Origin of the sequence: Paraburkholderia sejongensis (genome assembly GCF_020880815.1) — a bacterium.
GTDB classification, from domain to species: Bacteria; Pseudomonadota; Gammaproteobacteria; order Burkholderiales; family Burkholderiaceae; genus Paraburkholderia; species Paraburkholderia sejongensis.
This window is the reverse complement of sequence record NZ_JAJITD010000005.1, coordinates 328,387-348,229: the sequence shown is the minus strand read 5'-3', so window position 1 is coordinate 348,229 and position 19,843 is coordinate 328,387. Positions and strand designations below refer to the sequence as shown.

Genomic DNA, 19,843 nt, shown 5'->3' with positions numbered 1-19,843 from the left:
GCGCGTTACATCGCGTGGGCGAGCTTCTTCATCTTGCTCTTGATGCGGGTCTGCTTGAGCGGCGACAGGTATTCGACGAACACTCGGCCCATCAGGTGATCCATTTCGTGCTGGATGCACACCGCGAGCAGCCCTTCGCAATCGATCTCGAAGGTTTCGCCCTTTTCGTTCAGCGCGCGCACGCGCACTTTCTCGGCGCGCTCGACGTTGTCATAGATGCCCGGCACCGACAGACAACCCTCTTCCGAGAGCTTCTTCTCGTTGCTCGACCAGATGATTTCCGGGTTGATGAACGTGAGCAAATCGTCGTGCGTCTCGGACACGTCGATCACGATCACGCGCTCGTGCACGTCGACCTGGGTCGCGGCGAGACCCACGCCGGGCGCGCCGTACATGGTCTCGGCCATGTCCGCGACGAGACGGCGGATGCGGTCGTTGACCTCCGCGACCGGCTTCGCCACCTTGTGCAGCCGTTTGTCCGGGTAATTGAGGATGTTCAGTAAAGCCATGATTTCGAGTGTGTTTTTTGACGCCGCGAAGCCGGGGGAGGCTCGCGTTGGCCGTTCGGCCAGGTTGTGAGCCGGTCGCAATACGCAGAGGATAGATGATGTCGAACCGGTTCGATTCAACACATCTCGACTCGAGCGCCCGGCGACGAGCCCGCGCGAACCGGCGCGGCGCAGCAGTTATTTCGGATGATGAAAATTCTAGCATGGTGACGGTCTGGCCGCAGGCCCCGCCAGAGGAGCGATCTGCATGCATGCGTTGCCCGCAACCCGTGTCGAACTGGCCGCCTGGCTGCGACTGTCGCTCGCGCCAGGACTCAAACCCGCCGCGCTGCGGCTGCTGCTGAGCACGTTCGGGCTCCCGGAAGCGATTTTCGAACGACCACCGGAGGTGCTCGCCGAGATTGCCGGCGAGGCCGCCGCGCGCGCGGCGCTGGCGCCGGCGGGCGCGGATTTCGACGCCCAACTCGACGCGGTGCTCGCGTGGCGCGAGTTGCCCGGCAATCAGATCGTCACGCTCGACGACCCCGCCTATCCGCCCGCGCTGCTGACGATGCCCGATCCACCGCCGCTGCTATATATAAAGGGCCGGCTCGATCTGCTGCACACGCCGGCGGTTGCGCTGGTCGGTAGTCGCAGCGCGACGCCGCAGGGTCTGGAGGACGCGCAGCGGTTCGCGCGGGAGCTGTCGGTGGCGGGGGTGACGATCGTGTCGGGACTTGCGCTCGGCATCGACGGCGCCGCGCATCGGGGCGGCCTCGAAGGAATCGGCGCGACGGTCGCGGTGATCGGCACCGGCGCGGACCTCGTCTATCCGGCCGCGCATCACGCGCTCGCGAAGCAGATCGCCGCGCAAGGCGCAATCATCTCCGAATGGCCGCTCGGCACGCCGGCGCGCGCCGCCAATTTTCCGCAGCGTAACCGGCTGATTGCGGGGCTGGTCAGCGCGGTCGTGGTCGTCGAGGCGGCGATGCGCTCGGGCTCGCTGATCACCGCACGGCTCGCCAACGAGATGGGGCGCGATGTGTTCGCGCTACCCGGGTCGATTCACGCGCCGCTGGCGCGCGGGTGCCATCGGATGATCAAGCAGGGCGCGCGGCTGGTGGAAACACCCGATGAGGTGCTGGAGGAGCTGGGGTTCGCGAAACCGGCGACGGCGGGTGCGGGGCGGCCGTCGCAGCGGTGTGGTCGGCCGGAAGCTGCCGGTGCGCGGCGATCGCCCGCGAGCGAGTTCAGGTCGTCATCCGCAACGGCAGCGCCACCACGGCCGGCTAGATCGGCGACCGCGACGTTCGCGGAGCCGACCCGTTCCACCGCCGCGCTCGCTGAGCCGTCCGTGCCCGCTGGGGCGGTGCCGCCCCGCTGCGCTGCGCATGCAGCGCCCGCGCTCGCTCCCGAAGCCGAGCGCCTGCTGGCCGCGCTCGGCCATTCACCCACTTCGCTTGAAATTCTCGCCGCCCGTACCGAGATGGAAGACGCTGCGTTGCACGCCACGCTGTTGCAGCTCGAACTCGCCGGCGAAGTCACGCTGCTGCCCGGCGGCCGATTCGTCCGCGCCCATCATGAGTGAGCCGCGCTTGCGCTCCGTCAATGGAGATTGGCCACTCTTCGGGACCGGCCATGCTACATTCGCGCCAAAGCACCCGATACCGTACACAAGGAAACTGTCCATGCCCGCGCTGAACCTCGACACCGACCAGGACCGGATCGCCGAGCGCGTCAACGAACCCGGCACGCTGTTTGTGGCCTGCCTGTGCGCGGAGTGGTGCGGCACCTGCCGCGAGTACCAGGAAGCGTTCAACCGGCTGGCCGAGCGGCACCCGGAAGTCTGTTTCGCGTGGATCGACATCGAAACCCATGCGGACCGTTTCGACGATCTGGACGTCGAGAATTTCCCGACCATCCTGATCGAAGACTCGGTGACGACACGGTTCTTCGGTACGGTTTTGCCGCAGGTGTCGATCGTCGAGCGAATGTTGTCGGACCTGACCGCGCTGCCCGGCGTGACCGGCGCGCCGAAGCTGCGACCCGCGCTGGCGCTCGCCTGAAAAGGCGGCCCCGGCGCGCCACCCGACGACCGCGGGATATCGCGTGGCGCGCGTTGCGACAGGGGTGCCCGGGCGCGACGATGCACCCGGCCAGGCGCTTCACCAGCGGCGTTTGCAGCAGCTTGATCAACCGCGCGGCACGCACTTATGATGGCGCGCTTTCAAGGCACTTGACACGACCGCTTCGCGCCGTGTGCTATAAAGCGGTCGTTAATGGGTCGAAACAGGTCGCAAACGAGCATCGCGCGCCAATTTGGCGAGCCCAAGGCCACCCACCCGGATCTACCAACCTCACATCGAGTCATGTCCAAAGCACTGATCATCGCCGAAAAGCCTTCCGTCGCGAACGACATCGCGCGCGCTTTGGGCGGCTTTACCAAGCATGACGAATACTACGAAAGCGACGACTACGTCCTTTCCTCGGCAGTGGGCCATCTGCTGGAAATCGCCGCGCCCGACGACTACGAAGTCAAGCGCGGCAAGTGGAGCTTCGCCAACCTGCCCGTCATTCCGCCGCATTTCGATCTGAATCCGATCGCCAAGAGCGAGTCGCGCCTGAAGGTGCTGACCAGGCTGATCAAGCGCAAGGACATCGACCGTCTGATCAACGCATGCGACGCGGGGCGCGAGGGCGAACTGATTTTCCGCCTGATCGCGCAGCACGCGAAAGCAAAGCAGCCGGTGCAACGGCTGTGGCTGCAGTCGATGACCGCCGGCTCGATCCGCGATGGCTTCGCCCGTCTGCGCAGCGACGAAGAGATGCAGCCGCTCGCCGACGCGGCGCGCTGCCGTTCGGAAGCGGACTGGCTGGTCGGCATCAACGGCACGCGCGCAATGACCGCGTTCAACAGCAAGGGCGGCGGCTTCTTCCTGACCACGGTCGGGCGGGTGCAGACGCCGACACTGTCGATCGTGGTCGAGCGCGAAGAGAAGATCCGCCGCTTCGTGCCGCGCGATTACTGGGAAGTGAAGGCAGAGTTCGTCTGCGCGGGCGGTTTCTACGAAGGCCGCTGGTACGACCCGAAATTCAAGCGTGACGAGTTCGACCCGGAAAAGCGCGATTCGCGTCTGTGGTCGCTGCCCGCTGCGGAGACGATCGTCGCGGCCTGCCGTGGCCAGCTCGGCACGGTGACCGAAGAGTCGAAGCCGTCCACGCAACTGTCGCCGGCGCTGTTCGACCTGACCAGCCTGCAGCGTGAGGCCAACGGCCGCTTCGGCTTCTCGGCGAAGAACACGCTCGGCCTCGCGCAGGCGCTGTACGAAAAGCACAAGGTGCTGACCTATCCGCGAACCGACGCGCGCGCGCTGCCGGAAGACTATCTGGACACGGTCAAGCAGACGCTCGGCATGCTCAAGGAGAGCAACAACTATCTGCCGTTCGCGAAGCAGGTGCTCGACAAAGGCTGGGTGAAGCCGAACAAGCGCATCTTCGACAACTCGAAGATCAGCGACCACTTCGCAATCATCCCGACGCTGCAGGCGCCGAAGAACCTGTCCGAGCCGGAACAGAAGCTCTACGACCTCGTCGTCAAGCGCTTCCTGGCCGTGTTCTTCCCGGCCGCCGAATATCGCGTGACGACCCGCATCACCGAAGTGGTGGGTCATCACTTCAAGACCGAAGGCAAGGTGCTGGTCGAACCGGGCTGGCTGCAGATCTACGGTCGCGAAACCAGCGGCGACGACGCGAACCTGGTGCCGGTGCAGAAGGACGAGAAGGTCAAGACCGACAAGATCGCCGCGCAGCAACTGGTCACCAAGCCGCCTGCGCGCTACAACGAAGCGACGCTGCTGTCGGCGATGGAAGGCGCGGGCAAGCTGGTCGAAGACGACGAACTGCGTGAAGCGATGGCAGCCAAGGGGCTCGGCACGCCGGCGACGCGCGCGGCGATCATCGAAGGTCTGTTGACGGAAAAGTATCTGATCCGCGAAGGCCGCGACCTGATTCCGGCGGCCAAGGCGTTCCAGCTGATGACACTGCTGCGCGGCCTCGGCGTGAAGGAACTGACCGCACCGGAACTGACCGGCGAATGGGAATACAAGCTGTCGCAGATGGAGCGCGGCAACCTGCCGCGCGACGCGTTCATGCAGGAAATCGCACGCATGACGCAGACCATCGTGAAGCGCGCGAAGGAATACGATTCCGACACGATCCCGGGCGATTACGCGACGTTGGAGACGCCTTGCCCGAATTGCGGCGGCCAGGTGAAGGAGAACTACCGGCGCTTCGCGTGCTCGAAGTGCGAGTTCTCGATCTCGAAGATTCCGGGCGGCCGTCAGTTCGAAATTCCTGAAGTCGAAGAGCTGCTGCAGAACAAGACCATCGGACCGCTGTCGGGTTTCCGCAGCAAGATGGGCCGGCCGTTCTCGGCGATCCTCAAGCTCACGTTCGACGACGAGATCAAGAACTACAAGCTCGAATTCGACTTTGGCCAGGATGCCGCCGGCGAAGACGGCGAACCGCCCGACTTCTCCGATCAGCAGCCGGTCGGCGCGTGCCCGAAGTGCAACGGCCGCGTGTTCGAGCACGGCATGAGCTATGTGTGCGAGAACTCGGTCGCCAATCCGAAAACGTGCGACTTCCGCTCCGGCAAGGTGATCCTGCAGCAGGAAATCGCTCGCGAGCAGATGGCCAAGCTGCTGGAGGAAGGCCGCACCGATCTGCTGACGAACTTCAAGTCGTCGCGTACGGGGCGCAACTTCAAGGCGTTCCTCGTCAAGCAGAACGACGGCAAGATCGGCTTCGAGTTCGAGAAGAAGGAACCGGCGGCGGGTAAAACCGGGGCGAAGACTGCGGCTGCCAAGACTTCGGCGGCTCGCTCGGCGGCAAAGGCGATGCCAGAATCGGACGACGGCGATACCGCGGTCGCGGTGAAGGAAGAGCCGGCCGCGAAGAAGGTCGCGGCGAAGAAGGCGCCTGCTGCGAAAACCGCCGCGGCAAAGAAGGCACCGGCGAAGAAGACCGCGACGCGTAAAACCGGGTCTTAAGTTCGGGGCGTGGCCCGGCGCTTCGCGCCACCCGCCCACAAAAAAGGCGCGTCACATGAAGTGACTGCGCCTTTTTTACTTTCCGCCCGCCTCAGACAACGCGGGCTCCAGCATCCAGCAATTTACAACGGCGACAAAGCCGTCGGCCGGGTACGAGTCGTTTTCGCCAGCGGCTTTGCAACCGGCGACAACTCGCTGTCGAGCAGACGTGACAGCGGCTCAGCGCCGTCGAACGCTTCCGGTGCGCGAGATTCGGTGGAGTCGAAAGCGCCCGCCTGCGCCGACCTCCCGCTCCCGTCGCCCTTGATCCACTGCTCGCCGAGCACGCTGTTCGGCGTCTGGTTAAAGTGCTCAACCAGATGATCGATAAACGTACGCACCTTGGCCGGCAGGTGACGGCGGCTGGGATACGCGATGTTGATCTCGACCTGCGGCAAACGGTAATCGCCCAGCAGCCGCACCAGCCGGCCACGGGTCATGTCGCGACCGATCAGGTAGCTCGGCAGAATCGCGATGCCCATCCCGAGCAGCGCGAACTGGCGCAGCATCTCCGTGTTGTTCGCGACGATCACGTTCGACGGTCGCACCCGCACCTCGCCGTCCGGCCCCGTGAACACGCGCTCGTCGCCCCAGTATTCGGACGGCAGGCTCAGACACGAATGCTCGAGCAGATGTTCGGGACGCGTCGGCATGCCGTGCTTTTCCAGGTAGTCGGGCGTAGCGCACACGGTCATGCAGCCGGTGGTCAAACGCCGCGTGACGATGCTGGCGCTGCGCATCTGCCGCGCAATGACCACGCCGACGTCGAAGCCTTCCTCGACGAGATCCACCTGGCGATCGACCAGCGTGACGTCCGGAATGACTTTCGGATAGCGCTCCGCGTACGTTTGCAGCACGGGCGCCAGGTTATGCAGCCCGAACACGACGGGCGCGACGATGCGCAGCGTACCGACCGGTTCGTGATTGCGTGCGACGACCATCTGCTCGACGTCTTCCAGTTCATCGAGAATCTGCCGGGCGCGCTCGAGGTAGACCTGACCGGATTCGGTCAGCGACAAGCTGCGGGTGGTGCGGTTGAGCAGTCGCGTACCAAGGCGACCTTCGAGGTCAGCAACGTGACGGGTAGCGACCGCATTGGAAATATCCATCGCGCTCGCAGCGCGGGCAAAACTGCCGAGATCCGCCACTTTGACGAAAACTCGCATCGACTGCAAATGATCCATAGGACAACTCCTGCCGTGTTACTGCTTCCTGACAATTAGTGAAAACCAGTGAAGCGGAACCTGGAATTCTCCTACGACTCGCAACTTCGTGCATAAGTTGCCCGCGAAATCCGAAATATTGTCAATTTTGGTACGACTACGATGAATTAAGCGGCCTCTGAACTCCGATTATTCGAAATATCAAGACAATCTGCTGCGCCGCACCTTGCACTGTCTTTTTTGTTCGAACAGATGCAACGGCATTCCCGGCATTGCCGAATCCGAAAAAATCCCAGTGGATCGAGCCCCAAAACAAAAAGCCGCCCGAGGGCGGCTTTGCATGCGAAGTGACCACTCACATGATCAAGCGGTGAGCTTTTCCTCCAACGCGCGCTTCGCCTGCGTCAGCGCCGGTGGCAGGCCTTGTTGCAGCGTGTCGAACAGCTCCGCGTGCAGTGCGAGTTCGTCGCGCCATGCGGCGTCGTCGACCGAAATGACCTGCTCGAACTGTTCGCGGCTGAAGTTCAGCCCGCTCCAGTCGATGTCGTCATAGTGCGGCGACACGCCGAACGCATGTTCCTCGCCCTTGGCCGAGCCTTCGATACGACCGACCATCCAGCTCAGCACGCGCATGTTCTCGCCGAAGCCGGGCCACACGAACTTGCCGTCTGTGCCCTTGCGGAACCAGTTCACGCAGAAGATCTTCGGCAGCTTCGCGTTCAGTTGCTCCAGACGCTCGCCGGTCTTCAGCCAGTGGTTGAAGTAGTCGCTCATGTTGTAGCCGCAGAACGGCAGCATCGCGAACGGATCGCGGCGCACCACACCCTGCTGGCCGGCCGCGGCCGCGGTCGTCTCCGAGCCCATCGTCGCCGCCATGTAGACGCCTTCGACCCAGTTGCGCGCTTCGGTGACGAGCGGCACGGTGGTCGAGCGACGGCCGCCGAAGATGAACGCATCGATCGCGACGCCCGCCGGGTTTTCCCAGTCCGCGTCGATCGACGGGCACTGCGAAGCCGGCGCCGTGAAGCGCGCGTTCGGATGCGCAGCCTTACGGCCGGTTTCCTTCGCGATGGCCGGCGTCCAGTCCTGACCCTGCCAGTCGATCAGGTGCGCGGGCGCCTCGTCCGTCATGCCTTCCCACCAGACGTCGCCGTCGTCGGTCAGCGCAACGTTCGTGAAGATCACGTTTTCTTTCAGCGTGGCGAGCGCGTTGTAGTTGGTCTTTTCGCTGGTGCCCGGCGCGACGCCGAAGTAGCCCGCTTCGGGGTTGATCGCGTACAGGCGGCCGTCCTTGCCCGGCTTGATCCATGCGATGTCGTCGCCGATCGTCGAGATCTTCCAGCCGTTCAGACCCGCCGGCGGAATCAGCATCGCGAAGTTGGTCTTGCCGCAGGCCGACGGGAACGCCGCCGCGACATGGTGCTTGCGCCCTTCCGGCGAGGTCACGCCGAGAATCAGCATGTGTTCGGCGAGCCAGCCTTCGTCGCGGCCCATCGTCGATGCGATGCGCAGCGCGAAGCACTTCTTGCCGAGCAGCGCGTTGCCGCCGTAGCCCGAGCCGAAGCTCCAGATTTCGCGCGATTCGGGGAAATGGACGATGTACTTGGTCTTGTTGCAGGGCCACGCGACGTCTTTCTCGCCGGCCGCGAGCGGCGCGCCGACCGAGTGCACGCACGGCACGAATTCGCCGTCTTCGCCGAGCACGTCGTACACGTTGCGGCCCATGCGCGTCATGATCCGCATGTTGGTCGCGACGTACGGGCTATCGCTCAGCTCGACGCCGATGTGCGCGATCGGCGAACCGAGCGGGCCCATCGAGAACGGCACCACGTACATCGTGCGGCCGCGCATCGCGCCGTCGAACAGACCGTCGAGCGTCGAGCGCATTTCGGCCGGGGCGATCCAGTTGTTGGTAGGGCCGGCGTCTTCCGCGCGTTGCGAGCAGATGAAGGTACGATCTTCGACGCGCGCGACGTCGGAGGGATCCGAGCAGGCGAGATAGGAGTTGGGACGCTTGGCGGGATTGAGCTTTTTCATCGTGCCCGCTTCGACCATCTGCGCGCACAGGCGGTCGTATTCTTCCTGCGAGCCGTCACACCAGACCACTTGTTCCGGCTTGGTCAACGCGGCGATGCGCTGGACCCAGTCGATCAACTTGCGGTGTTTGACCCATTCGGGCGCCTGAATAGCGGGCTGCCCTTCAAACGAGGGATGATTCATCGACTTGTCTCCGTTCTGAAAGCAATAAAAAAACGGTACAAGCCCGGGGACGCTGCATGCGAGAGGCACTTAGTTCAGCGCGCGGGCGTGTCGATCGATGTCGATTTCACTGCCGGCGCTCGATTGCGCAGATCGTCCTGGGCCATACAGCTCGTCAGGCGGAGGCGCGCTCCGGGCAAGGCTTCTGCAACCTTGTGTAAAGCGGCTTGCCTCAACACGTAACAAACTGCTAAAAACGTCCTCAATTCGCCTTCACGTAGCGCTGCCGTTCTTTTTGTGCGACAGCTTCAACGTTAAGGCATCCGGCGAAACCACCGTGTGACCTAAGCCACATGATGGGACAGAGAGCATAACATTCAGTTCGCACCACGGCGGTGCGGCGCAAATTACATACCATGAAGATTGCCATCCTCGACGATTACCAGGACGCCGTTCGCAAGCTCGACTGCTTTCAGTTGCTTGCCGACCACGAGGTAAAAGTTTTCAACAATACCGTGCGCGGCCTCGGTCAACTTGCGAGCCGTCTGTCCGAAGTCGACGCCCTGGTGCTGATCCGCGAACGCACCCGCATCAGTTCGCAACTGCTCGACAAGCTGCCGCGTCTGCGCATGATCAGCCAGACCGGCAAGGCTGGCACGCACATCGACCTGTCCGCCTGTACGGAACGCGGCATCGCCGTACTCGAAGGTACCGGCTCGCCGATCGCACCCGCCGAACTGACGTGGGCACTCATCATGGCCGCTCAGCGGCGGATTCCGCAATACGTGGCAAACCTTAAGCAAGGTGCGTGGCAGCAGTCGGGGCTGAAGACTTCCGCGCTGCCGCCGAACTTCGGTCTGGGCCAGGTGCTGCGCGGTCAGACGCTGGGGATTTGGGGTTACGGCAAGATCGGCCGCCTCGTCGCCGGTTATGGCAAGGCGTTCGGGATGAACGTGCTGGTGTGGGGCCGCGAGCATTCGCGTGAAGCCGCGCGCGCCGACGGTTACGGCGTCGCGGAAAGCCGTGAACAACTGTTCGAGACCAGCGACGTACTGTCCCTGCATCTGCGTTTGCACGACGACACGCGCGGTATCGTCAAGCAGGACGATCTGATGCGCATGAAGCCGACCGCGCTGCTCGTCAATACGAGCCGGGCCGAACTGCTCGAGGAAAATGCGCTGGTGAACGCGCTGTCCCACAACCGTCCGGGAATGGTCGCGATCGATGTGTATGAAAGCGAGCCGATCCTGCAGGGCTACAGCCTGCTGCGAATGGAAAACGTGATCTGCACGCCGCACATCGGCTATGTGGAACGCGAGAGCTACGAGTTGTACTTCGCCGCGGCGTTCAACAACATCCTGGCCTTCGATGCGGGCGATACCGCGAGTGTCGCGAATCCCGAGGCGCTGCAGGGTGGACGGCGGCGGTAAGTAGCAGGGGGGCCGGCGGTCGAGCATTTCGTGGGTGCTTCGCCGGCACCTTGCAGCGAGATCCTCTGGCGTTCGTCAGGTTCGACGGTCTTCTAAAACCTGCAGACTATCGCTGCAATCCGAAGCTTCAACGCGTTTCGTGCGCCCCGGCCTCCAGCAGCGCCGGGATGCGCTCGACGAAAACCGCGCCGTCCGCGCGACCCAGGTTGTACGCGTGGACCATCTGCGAGGGGCTCGTGTAATCCCAACTCGAAATCGGTACCTTGCGCGACGGCTGCACATACAGCCGTTGCTGCACGCCGTGCGGCACGACGAACATCTGCGGCCGCGGATAGAGACGCGTGACCATCACCAGAACGTTGCCGGGTGTGTCGGCGTCGAGCGCGTCGACCGGCACGTTATCGACCATCCCGCCGTCCAGCACCGGCCGGCCGTTGCGCCGCAGAACCGGTGTGAACGGCGGCGTACTCGACGATTGCAGGATCAGATCCGCGAGTTCATCGACGCTCGCGCAATCCTGCGCGCGCACGAATTCCGGATGAAAGCCGAGTTTGCGGCCCAAGGTCGGATGCAGCGTCTTGCGCACGTATTTTTCGACGTTGTACGCGATCAGTCCCGCCGCGACCGCGCTACGCGCGCCGAGCCAGCGAGGAAAGTGCGACACGCCGATGCGGATCTCGGGCGCGTGTTCGAGCTTCGAAAACTTGTCGCCGTAGATGTCGAGCAGCGCCTTTCGATAGATCCGGTAATGCGGAAATACCGATTCGCCGCGCAGCAGGTTGCCCCAGTACGCGTTGCGCTTGTTGTCGCGCAGCGCTTCTTCGTAATAGCGCATGACCCAGTCGGAATCGCGCGTGTAGAGCATGCACGCGGTGGCCGCGCCGGCCGAGATGCCCGTGATCACGCGCGGACGGATGTCGAGCTGCGGCTGCACGACGTCCCAGAAACCCGCCTGCCACCAGCAGCGGTTGCCGCCGCCGGCGAATACGACCTGATCGAACATGCTGCTTTCCTTGCTTCCTTTTTGGCGGCTGTTGGGTGGTTGCTTTGGTGGCTCGCTGGCTCGGTGGCTCGCTCGGTGCGTCAGGGGCCTTGCTTCGCACTGCCTGCGGGTGCCGGTGCGCCGGACGGGCCGACGCTTATTCGAGCAGCGCGTACGTCGTGGTCGCCTGCACGGCCATGTTGCCGCCGTCGTCGAACAATTCGACTTCGCCGAACACCAGATGGCGGCCCATGCGCAGCACGCGCGCCTTGATCAGCACGTCGCCCTTGCGGACCGCGCGCATGAAGTTGATGTTCAGCGACACGGTGCTCATCGGCTTGAAGCCGCCGAGCGCGGCGGTGATCGCGACCACCATCGCGGTATCCGCGGCGGCCATGAACACCTGGCCGCTGATCATCCCGCCCGAATGTCGCCAGTCGCCGGAAAACGGCAGACGCAGCGTCACGCCTTCGTCGTCGACCTTGACCGGCTTCAGCGTCAGCGCCTGGACCCATGGCGCGAGGACGCGTTCCAGCAGCTCGTTAACCTCTTTGTCATCCATCGCAATCCCCGATCGAAAACCGCGCGACGCTTCGCGCGGCGTGATTTTCGCGACATCATACCGGGACGACCGGACGCGTCGATGTTTTCGGGACGGCGGCGTGGTCGAGGGAAGGCTCCAAGCCCGGCGGTGAAGATTTTTTAATAAATTTGCTAAAAGGGCTTGGCAATCTCGAAAAGTTACTGCATAATCTCGCTTCTGTTGGGGGCGTTAGCTCAGTTGGTAGAGCAGCGGACTCTTAATCCGTAGGTCGAGTGTTCGAGTCACTCACGCCCCACCAAGCATTACGAAGCCCGGTTAGCGAAAGCTGACCGGGCTTTTTGCTTTGGGTCGCAACAAACTGTCGACGTGCGTTCCGGCGAACATCGTCCACGGCGGGGCGCCTGAGTCAGCGCCTTGATTCGGCAAAAAGCACTTATAAGAAGCGCATCACCCGTTGAGTGCCTCACCGTGCAACATATATGAAGCACAAGGAGCAAGTGGGCTTCGTGCCGATCCGAAAGAAAGAACCCGCTTCACCCCCACCTCCCCAGACTAAAACCGATCAAAGCGCCCGCGCGACCATATTCCGCCCACCGGCCTTCGCCGAATACAACGCCTTGTCGGCCGCCCGGATCACCACGCCGACATCCGTCTGCAGATCCGGCCGCCACGTGGTCACGCCGATGCTGACCGTCACGTGACCGAACTCGCACCCCACGTGCACGATCCCCAGCTCGTCGATCGCCGCGCGCACATTCTCGGCCACCACCGCCGCGCCCGCCGCATCGGTTTCCGGCAGCACCACGACGAACTCCTCGCCGCCGTACCGGCCGACGCGATCGCCCGGCCGCTGAATCACCCGGCGGATACACGCGGCCACCGCCATCAACGCGGCATCGCCGGCCTGATGGCCATAGGTATCGTTGTACGCCTTGAAGTGATCGATATCGACGAACAGCAGCGACAGCACGTTGCCCGTGCGCCGCGCGCGCAGCCATTCGCGCTCGAGCGTTTCGCACAGCGCGCGACGGTTGTACAGACCAGTGAGGCCATCGGTGCCGGCGAGCCGTTCAAGCTCGCGCTCCACCCGCTGTCGCCGTCGCAACTCGGCGCCGAGCCGCGCCGATAACGCGACCACGCCGATCCCGAAGATCAGCATCAGCGAGCCGATCGTCAGCGCGCGCCGCCACCAGCTCGCGTAGATATCGGCGGTCGATTCCGCGACCAGCACCAGCAGCGGCAATTGCGGAATCCGCTTGAACGAGTAAAGCCGCTCGACGCCATCGAGCGGCGAAATCGCGACGAAGCTGCCTTCGTCTTTGCCACGCAGTTGCCGGAAAAACTCCGTGTCGCCGATGTCCACTCCGCTCGCGTGTCGATTGTCGGGCCGTCGCACGATGATCGTGCCGTCGGTCCTGATGATCGATACCGCTCCATGCTGCCCGATGCGCAGATCGGCGAACAGGCTTGCGAAGTATTCCTGATCGACGCCGAGCGCGATGATGCCCGCGAACGAACCGTCGAGCCGCGACAGCCGCCGGCTCAACGCGACGCTGCGCGAACCGGGCCGCAGTCGCGAGTCGTAGGGTGCGCTGACATCGAGCCCGAGGCCGGCGTTGTCGCGATGAACCTGAAAGTACTGACGATCGGCCAGATTGGCGCCGTGCGGCACGTCGCTCTCCGAGTCCATCACGACGTTGCCCTGCGCATCGATCACGACCATCGCGCCGACATATTGTCCGGTGGCCGCGCGGTCGAACAGGATCTCGCGCCGCAGGCGCGGCGAATCGAGCACGCCGGGGCGCGCGAGTCCATCGGCGACCGCCTGCAACGACAGCGCATACAGCTCGAAATTGCGGGCGATGTCGCGCTCGGTGATCGTCGCGACATCGCGCGACGAATCGTACGCGCGCGCAATCGCATCCTCGCGGCTCTGGTACAGCGAATAGCCGCACAGCGCGAGCATCGCCAGCACCACGCCGCAGCCCGCGTAAATCACGCCATAGCGGCGCATCCGCAATCTGCCCGCCACCGCCACGACCCCGCGCAGCAGCCTCGTTCTCTTCTCGATCATGTGCCCTACGTTTATTGCTCCACGCCCTGCGTTGGCCGAAGGCCGTCGCGCAGATTGTCGTGCAAAGGATTGAACGACAATGGCGTCGCATCGACGAGCGATAACTGTTTATCGGTAAAAATAATCGTCCGCTTTATAGGGGCATCTCACAGTTTTCAAATCGCGATATTTACCGGATAATCTCAAAATCAAATCTTCCCGGTAACGTTTGCGTAATTCGCAAAAGCTAAAACCCTCCGCCCATTTCGATCGCTCTTTTTCGCCGAGCAATTTCCTTCAATACACGCTGTCGCCGCCTCGCTAACGTTGGGCCTCGCGAGCTATTCGCTCATTTACGATTCGAGGCATCCGATGACCGCATTACTTTCGATGGCAGCCTTCGCGCTCGCCTGCTCCATTTCCCCCGGCCCGGTGAACGTCGTCGCGCTCAGCGCCGGCGCGCAGCATGGGTTCGTCGCGAGTCTGCGGCACGTGACCGGCGCAACGGTCGGCTTTACGTTACTGCTGCTGTTGATCGGCCTCGGCTTGCATCAATTGCTCGCGCATTTTCCAAATCTGATCGATGTCGTCAAATGGGCGGGGGTCGGGTTTCTGCTTTATATGGCCGTCAAGCTCGCCATCGATAACGGTCGGCTCGGCGCCGATAAACCGGCGCGCGGGCCGTCGTTCGCGCATGGCGCGGCGATGCAATGGCTCAATCCGAAGGCATGGCTTGCGTCGCTGGCGGGGATGGGCGCGTATGCGGCTAATGGCGACGGCCGCATCGTCTGGCAATTCGCCGCGCTGTATTTCGTGATCTGCTATCTGTCGATCGCAAGTTGGGCGTATGCCGGCACGTTTTTGCGCAAGTATCTGCGCGAAGCGAAGCGCATCAGGGTGTTCAATCGGGTGATGGCGGCGCTGCTGGCGGTCAGCGCAGTTTATCTGGTGGTGGACTAGCGACGATACTGCCCCGGCGTCGCCGCCACCAGCCGCTTGAAGGTGCGCTGCAAATGCGCCTGATCGGCGAAGCCGGCATCGAGCGCGACATCGGCGATCAGCCGGCCACGCCGCAGTTGCGCACGGCTGTACTGGATGCGTCGGTTGATCAGATACGCGTGCGGCGTCATCCCGTAGCGCTGCTTGAACGCGCGAATCAGATGCGACGCCGACAGGTCGGCGGCTTTGCACACATCGTCAAGTCTCAAAGCGCGCGTGCAGTTGTCAGCGATGAATTCGGCCGCGCGTACGAGCTGTGCGCTCGCGTCATGCTCCGGCAACTCGCGCGCCGGATTCAGCTTTTGCTGCACGTCCGAGAAAAACGTGATCGCCGCGCTTTCCTTGCGCAGCGTCTCGGCGCGATCGTCGACGAGAAGCGCGCCCAGCCGGTTCAGGCCGTCGAACAACGCGGCATCGAGCGTCATGATCTGCGAGAACGCGCGAAACGCGTGGTTCTCGTTGAAGCCGAGTTCGTGCTGCAGTTTCGTGAACCACGCAATGTCCACATGCAGCATCCGATACGACCAGCACTCGCCGGCCACCGGATTGCATGCGTGCACATCGTCCGGATTCATCATCACGACCGCGCCCGCGCCGATCCATTCGCGCGCGTAGCGGTTCAGATAGACGCTGCGGCCGCCGGTCACCGCGCCGATCGAAAACGTTTCGTGCGAATGCTTCGCATAGCAGACCTTGCGGCCGTCTTCGATGGAGCGCGCTTCGATGAACGGCAGCGCATCGCTGCGCCAGAAGCGCGGCGCGGATGCGGATTGCACGCGGGCGCCGGCCGCATTCGTTGTGGCTTCGGTTTCCGCTTCGGTTTCCGCTTCGCTTGCTGCAGTCGTCACCGCTTCCATCATCTCGCCCATCCACGCTCTCCGCTCGATCCGTCGACTTCGCTGTCACTTGCAACATCGCGAAGCCCACCTATCGTAGTCGTCAAACGCGGGCACAACAAGCAAACGGGCGGCGTCGTTCGCAAACGACGCCGCCCGTCACGGTGCAATCACGCTACGCGGTTACTTCGCGCTCACATCGATGTTGCCCAGATATTTGGCGGCCAGCGTCTTCACGGTGCCATCGGCCTGCACCTTGGCGATCGCGGCATTGAGCTGATCGCGCAGCGCGGTGTCGCCCTTGCGAATCCCGTAAGCGATACCGCTGCCGAGAATCTTGTCGTCACGCACCGGCTGACCGACGAACGCGTAGTCCTTGCCTTCGGGTTTCGACAGAAAACCCGTTTGCCCGGCGGGTGCCAGCACCAGCGTGCCGTCGAGACGGCCCGCGGTCAGATCGGTATAGACCTGGTTTTGATCCTGATACGGCAGCACGACCACGCCGGCCGGCTCCCAATGGACCTTCGCGAAGGTTTCCTGGATCGAGCCCTGCAACACGCCGACGCGCTTGCCCTTCAACCCTTCGGGCGTCGGCTGCAAACCGCTGTCGCGGCGCGCGATCAGCTGGCTCGGCACCCGGTAGACGACCGTCGTGAAATCGATCGCCTGGCGGCGCTGTTCGGTCGCGTTCATCGCCGAATTGATCGCGTCGAACTTGCGGCCTTGGAGCGCCGGGATCAGACCGTCGAACGACGTTTCGACCCACTTGCAGGTCATATGCGCGGCCTTGCAGACCGCATTGCCGACGTCGATATCAAGGCCTTGCAACTCGCCGTTCGGGCCTTTCGATTCGAACGGCGGATATTGCGCTTCGAGACCGAAACGCAGCGTTGCGGGGTCGGCCGCGCTCGCGGAAAACGACGCGCTCAGCGACGCGCATGCACAGGCCAGCGCCAACACAGAATGCAGCAACTTCATAACGGGTCTCCCACCTTCTTCGACTGCTTCAATGACTTCGAATATGCCGTCGCACGTATTCGTCCACCCGGACGATTCACGCTGCGACGATCATACTGCGTTCAAAAATGCCGCTTTTTACGGCCCTTGTTATGAGCTTCAGCGGACCGCCGGCGTGCGCTCAGATCTCGCACAAACGTCGCGCGCCTTCGAGCAGCGTCGCGTCGTCCTTCGAGAAACTCAGGCGGATCAGTCCCGAATCCGTACCGTCGGTATAGAACGCCGACAGCGGAATCGTCGCGACGCGCGCATCGCGAATCAGGCGCAGCACGAAATCGCTGTCGCTTTCGTCCGAGAAACCACGGAAGCGCGCGAGCATAAAGAAGCTGCCTTCGCTCGGCAACAGTTCGAAGCGCGATTCGCGCAACGCGCGCGCGAGCAGATCGCGTTTCTGTTGATAGAACGCGGACAGGCCGAGATAGCTGTCGCGATCGGCAAGCGCGTCGGCGAACGCGTACTGCATCGGCGTATCGGCGGAAAACACCATGAACTGGTGGACCTTGCGGATCTCGTCCATCAGCGCGGCGGGCGCGAGGCAATAGCCGACCCGCCAGCCGGTCACGTGATACGACTTGCCGAACGACGACACGATCACGCTGCGCTCGGCCAGCTCCGCGTGACACGCCATGCTGTGATGCTTCGCGCCGTCGAACACGACGTGCTCGTAGACTTCGTCGGACAGGATCACGATATCGGTGCCGCGCGTGACCGCTTTCAGGCGCTCGATATCGGCGTCGCTGAAAATCGTCGCGGTCGGATTGTGCGGCGTGTTGACGATGATCATGCGCGTCTTCGGCGTGATCGCCGCGGCCACTTCGTCCCAGTTCACGCGGAAGTCGGCGAGCGACAGCTTGATCGGCACCGGCGTCGCGCCTTGCAGGCGGACGATCGGCGCGTAGCTGTCGAACGACGGCTCGAAGTAGATCACTTCGTCGCCCGGATGCACGAGCGCGCTGATCGTCGAATAGAGCCCTTCGCTCGCGCTCGCGATCACCGTCACTTCGCTGGCCGGGTCGTAACGCACGCCGTACAGCGTCTCGACTTTTTCGGCGAGCGCTTCGCGCAGCGTGGCGATGCCGGCCATCGGCGAGTACTGGTTGTGGCCGCTGCGCATCGCCTGCGCGACCCCGTCGACGAGCTTCGGGTCCGGCGCGAAATTCGGCGCGCCTTGCGACAGGTTCAACGCATCGTGTTGCGCGGCCAGCTGACCGATCACGGTAAAAATGGTGGTGCCCACGTCCGGCAGTTTCGAGCGGGCTTGCGTGGCGCTCTGCATAAGCTTTCTCCGTTTCACCGGCAGCGGCCGCGCGGACGGCGGCGGCTGCGAGGCGGTCTTTCCAGTGCGTTGATTAAGCATCAGCCAATTCGCGGTCGCAATCGAAACTTTGTCATGCGCGGCATGCGTTTTGTTCATGGCTGGCGGGAAGCCGCCTGGCCCCGCGCTTTGCCGTCCGGGTCAACATTCGCACGGACATAACGGGCTGCAGGAAAGTCCGCCAAACCGCCAAGGCATGAAGGAATGTGATGCGCAGCTTTTACCGGAAAGGAAAACGGCCGCACAGGGCGGCCGTTTAACGGTTCATCGTGCTGCAAGCGCTGGAACCCAAGGCTTGCCGTCGCCGATCACAGGTCGTCCATCAACCGCACCTTGACCTTGCGGCCCTTCAGCTTGCCCGCGCTGAGCCGACGCACCGCCTCGCGCGCGATGCTGCGTTCCACCGCGACGTACGTCGACATATCGGTCACGTTGATCTTGCCGATCTGCGAACCCGCGAAGCCGGCGTCGCCGGTCAGCGCGCCGAGCACGTCGCCCGGACGAATCTTGTCCTTGCGGCCGCCGAGAATCTGCAGCGTTTCCATCGGCGGCAGCAGCGGTTCGTTGCTGGCCGCTTTCAGCTCGGCGAGCTTGTGCCATTCGACGTCGCGCTTCTGCGCCTGCTCGATAGCGCCGACGCGCCCCATCTCGTCCATGCTCGCGAGGCTCAGCGCCCAGCCGTCCTGATCGGCGCGACCGGTGCGGCCGATACGGTGCACGTGCACTTCCGGGTCCGGCGTCACGTCGACGTTGATCACCGCTTCGAGTTGCGCGATGTCGAGGCCGCGCGCGGCGACATCGGTCGCGACCAGCACCGAGCAGCTGCGGTTCGCGAACTGGATCAGCACCTGATCGCGCTCGCGCTGATCGAGCTCGCCATGCAGCGCGAGCGCATGAAAGCCCTGCGCGCGCAGCACGTCGAGCAGATCGCGGCACTGCTGCTTGGTATTGCAGAACGCGATCGTGCTGACCGGACGGTAGTGATCGAGCAGCAGACCGACCGCGTGCAAACGTTCGTCCTCGCTGACTTCATAGAAGCGCTGACGGATCTTGCTGTTGTCGTGCCGCTCCGCCAGTTTGATTTCCTTCGGATTGCGCAGGAATTGCTGGCTCAGCTTCGCGATGCCTTCGGGATAGGTCGCCGAAAACAGCAGCGTCTGACGCTCTTTCGGGCATTGCCGGGCGACCTTCGCGATGTCGTCGAAGAAACCCATGTCGAGCATGCGGTCGGCTTCGTCGAGCACCAGCGTGTTCAGCGAGCGCAGCACCAGCGTGCCGCGTTCGAGGTGATCCATGATGCGGCCCGGCGTGCCGACCACGATGTGCGCGCCGTGTTCGAGGCTGGCCGTTTGTGGACGCATCGGCGTGCCGCCGCACAGCGTCAGCACCTTGATGTTTTCTTCGGCGCGCGCGAGTCGGCGGATTTCCTGGGTGACCTGATCGGCGAGTTCGCGGGTCGGGCACAGCACCATCGCCTGGGTGTCGAAGTTGCGCGAATCGAGCCGCGCGAGCAGCGCCAGCGAAAACGCCGCGGTCTTGCCGCTGCCGGTTTTCGCCTGGGCGATCAGGTCCTGGCCGGCGAGCGCGATCGGCAGGCTCGCGGCCTGGATCGGCGTCATCTCGAGGTAGCCGAGCTGGGTCAGGTTCGCGATCGTCGCGGGCGGCAGCGGCAGTTCGCTGAATGCGGCGCCGCTGGAGGCGGGACCGGTGGAGGGGCTGTTCATAGG

The 19,843-nt window shown here is 63.5% G+C and carries 15 protein-coding genes and 1 tRNA gene; 6 read left to right on the top strand and 10 right to left on the bottom strand.

Annotated elements, in window-relative coordinates; genetic code table 11:
• Positions 1-5: 5 nt before the first annotated feature.
• On the bottom strand, positions 6-509 hold the full coding sequence (gene def, locus LJ656_RS12400) for a peptide deformylase (RefSeq protein ID WP_230509701.1): 504 nt from the start codon (positions 507-509) through the stop codon (positions 6-8).
• A 247-nt stretch (positions 510-756) separates the two neighbouring features.
• On the opposite strand from def, the gene dprA reads away from it, so the two are divergent.
• From dprA to LJ656_RS12385, 3 genes are all read left to right on the top strand, one after another.
• On the top strand, positions 757-2,076 hold the full coding sequence (dprA, locus tag LJ656_RS12395; RefSeq protein WP_230509700.1) for a DNA-processing protein DprA: 1,320 nt from the start codon (positions 757-759) through the stop codon (positions 2,074-2,076).
• 100 nt (positions 2,077-2,176) lie between these two features.
• On the top strand, positions 2,177-2,554 hold the full coding sequence (locus LJ656_RS12390) for a thioredoxin family protein (protein WP_230509699.1): 378 nt from the start codon (positions 2,177-2,179) through the stop codon (positions 2,552-2,554).
• A gap of 303 nt (positions 2,555-2,857) precedes the next feature.
• Positions 2,858-5,539, top strand: a complete 2,682-nt coding sequence (locus tag LJ656_RS12385; RefSeq protein ID WP_230509698.1) for a DNA topoisomerase III — start codon at positions 2,858-2,860, stop codon at positions 5,537-5,539.
• Positions 5,540-5,661: 122 nt separating this feature from the next.
• Here LJ656_RS12385 and LJ656_RS12380 read toward each other — a convergent pair whose 3' ends face one another.
• Together LJ656_RS12380 and LJ656_RS12375 are read right to left on the bottom strand one after the other, a co-directional pair.
• Positions 5,662-6,762: a LysR family transcriptional regulator gene (locus LJ656_RS12380; protein ID WP_230509697.1), complete on the bottom strand. Its 1,101-nt coding sequence runs from the start codon at positions 6,760-6,762 to the stop codon at positions 5,662-5,664.
• Between the two features lie 342 nt (positions 6,763-7,104).
• On the bottom strand, positions 7,105-8,961 hold the full coding sequence (locus LJ656_RS12375; protein ID WP_230509696.1) for a phosphoenolpyruvate carboxykinase (GTP): 1,857 nt from the start codon (positions 8,959-8,961) through the stop codon (positions 7,105-7,107).
• A 395-nt stretch (positions 8,962-9,356) separates the two neighbouring features.
• Here LJ656_RS12375 and LJ656_RS12370 point away from each other — a divergent pair, with 395 nt between their 5' ends.
• Positions 9,357-10,370: a D-2-hydroxyacid dehydrogenase family protein gene (locus LJ656_RS12370; protein WP_230509695.1), complete on the top strand. Its 1,014-nt coding sequence runs from the start codon at positions 9,357-9,359 to the stop codon at positions 10,368-10,370.
• 127 nt (positions 10,371-10,497) lie between these two features.
• Here the strand turns inward: LJ656_RS12370 and LJ656_RS12365 are convergent, their stop codons facing one another.
• Both LJ656_RS12365 and LJ656_RS12360 read right to left on the bottom strand, forming a co-directional pair.
• A complete protein-coding gene (locus LJ656_RS12365; RefSeq protein WP_230509694.1) occupies positions 10,498-11,373 on the bottom strand; it encodes a patatin-like phospholipase family protein in 876 nt (291 codons plus the stop codon).
• A 136-nt stretch (positions 11,374-11,509) separates the two neighbouring features.
• On the bottom strand, positions 11,510-11,914 hold the full coding sequence (locus LJ656_RS12360) for a PaaI family thioesterase (RefSeq protein WP_075294753.1): 405 nt from the start codon (positions 11,912-11,914) through the stop codon (positions 11,510-11,512).
• A 204-nt stretch (positions 11,915-12,118) separates the two neighbouring features.
• Between LJ656_RS12360 and LJ656_RS12355 the strand changes: the two genes are divergently transcribed.
• Positions 12,119-12,194 (top strand) — tRNA-Lys (locus LJ656_RS12355).
• Positions 12,195-12,458: 264 nt separating this feature from the next.
• On the opposite strand, the gene LJ656_RS12350 is transcribed toward LJ656_RS12355, so the two are convergent.
• On the bottom strand, positions 12,459-13,910 hold the full coding sequence (locus LJ656_RS12350; protein ID WP_230509803.1) for a sensor domain-containing diguanylate cyclase: 1,452 nt from the start codon (positions 13,908-13,910) through the stop codon (positions 12,459-12,461).
• A 411-nt stretch (positions 13,911-14,321) separates the two neighbouring features.
• Here LJ656_RS12350 and LJ656_RS12345 point away from each other — a divergent pair, with 411 nt between their 5' ends.
• A complete protein-coding gene (locus LJ656_RS12345; RefSeq protein WP_230509693.1) occupies positions 14,322-14,909 on the top strand; it encodes a LysE family translocator in 588 nt (195 codons plus the stop codon).
• Here LJ656_RS12345 and LJ656_RS12340 read toward each other — a convergent pair.
• From LJ656_RS12340 to dbpA, 4 genes are all read right to left on the bottom strand, one after another.
• On the bottom strand, positions 14,906-15,817 hold the full coding sequence (locus LJ656_RS12340) for an AraC family transcriptional regulator (protein WP_230509692.1): 912 nt from the start codon (positions 15,815-15,817) through the stop codon (positions 14,906-14,908). The two genes, LJ656_RS12345 and LJ656_RS12340, sit on opposite strands and share 4 nt — an antisense overlap.
• 150 nt (positions 15,818-15,967) lie before the next feature.
• Entirely contained in the window at positions 15,968-16,762 is a 795-nt protein-coding gene (locus LJ656_RS12335; protein WP_230509691.1) for an ABC transporter substrate-binding protein, read from the bottom strand.
• Between the two features lie 160 nt (positions 16,763-16,922).
• A complete protein-coding gene (locus LJ656_RS12330) occupies positions 16,923-18,077 on the bottom strand; it encodes a pyridoxal phosphate-dependent aminotransferase (RefSeq protein ID WP_230509690.1) in 1,155 nt (384 codons plus the stop codon).
• A gap of 347 nt (positions 18,078-18,424) precedes the next feature.
• Positions 18,425-19,840 carry an ATP-dependent RNA helicase DbpA gene (gene dbpA, locus LJ656_RS12325; protein WP_230509689.1) on the bottom strand — a complete coding sequence of 472 codons (1,416 nt, stop codon included), beginning with the start codon at positions 19,838-19,840 and terminating at the stop codon, positions 18,425-18,427.
• Positions 19,841-19,843: the final 3 nt, after the last annotated feature.

What these genes read in the sequence shown, in the direction of transcription:
- def (WP_230509701.1), bottom strand. Translation starts at nt 509, where the DNA reads ATGGCTTTACTGAACATCCTCAATTACCCGGACAAACGGCTGCACAAG.
- dprA (WP_230509700.1), top strand. Translation starts at nt 757, where the DNA reads ATGCATGCGTTGCCCGCAACCCGTGTCGAACTGGCCGCCTGGCTGCGA.
- LJ656_RS12390 (WP_230509699.1), top strand. Translation starts at nt 2,177, where the DNA reads ATGCCCGCGCTGAACCTCGACACCGACCAGGACCGGATCGCCGAGCGC.
- LJ656_RS12385 (WP_230509698.1), top strand. Translation starts at nt 2,858, where the DNA reads ATGTCCAAAGCACTGATCATCGCCGAAAAGCCTTCCGTCGCGAACGAC.
- LJ656_RS12380 (WP_230509697.1), bottom strand. Translation starts at nt 6,762, where the DNA reads ATGGATCATTTGCAGTCGATGCGAGTTTTCGTCAAAGTGGCGGATCTC.
- LJ656_RS12375 (WP_230509696.1), bottom strand. Translation starts at nt 8,961, where the DNA reads ATGAATCATCCCTCGTTTGAAGGGCAGCCCGCTATTCAGGCGCCCGAA.
- LJ656_RS12370 (WP_230509695.1), top strand. Translation starts at nt 9,357, where the DNA reads ATGAAGATTGCCATCCTCGACGATTACCAGGACGCCGTTCGCAAGCTC.
- LJ656_RS12365 (WP_230509694.1), bottom strand. Translation starts at nt 11,373, where the DNA reads ATGTTCGATCAGGTCGTATTCGCCGGCGGCGGCAACCGCTGCTGGTGG.
- LJ656_RS12360 (WP_075294753.1), bottom strand. Translation starts at nt 11,914, where the DNA reads ATGGATGACAAAGAGGTTAACGAGCTGCTGGAACGCGTCCTCGCGCCA.
- LJ656_RS12350 (WP_230509803.1), bottom strand. Translation starts at nt 13,910, where the DNA reads ATGCGCCGCTATGGCGTGATTTACGCGGGCTGCGGCGTGGTGCTGGCG.
- LJ656_RS12345 (WP_230509693.1), top strand. Translation starts at nt 14,322, where the DNA reads ATGACCGCATTACTTTCGATGGCAGCCTTCGCGCTCGCCTGCTCCATT.
- LJ656_RS12340 (WP_230509692.1), bottom strand. Translation starts at nt 15,817, where the DNA reads ATGGGCGAGATGATGGAAGCGGTGACGACTGCAGCAAGCGAAGCGGAA.
- LJ656_RS12335 (WP_230509691.1), bottom strand. Translation starts at nt 16,762, where the DNA reads ATGAAGTTGCTGCATTCTGTGTTGGCGCTGGCCTGTGCATGCGCGTCG.
- LJ656_RS12330 (WP_230509690.1), bottom strand. Translation starts at nt 18,077, where the DNA reads ATGCAGAGCGCCACGCAAGCCCGCTCGAAACTGCCGGACGTGGGCACC.
- dbpA (WP_230509689.1), bottom strand. Translation starts at nt 19,840, where the DNA reads ATGAACAGCCCCTCCACCGGTCCCGCCTCCAGCGGCGCCGCATTCAGC.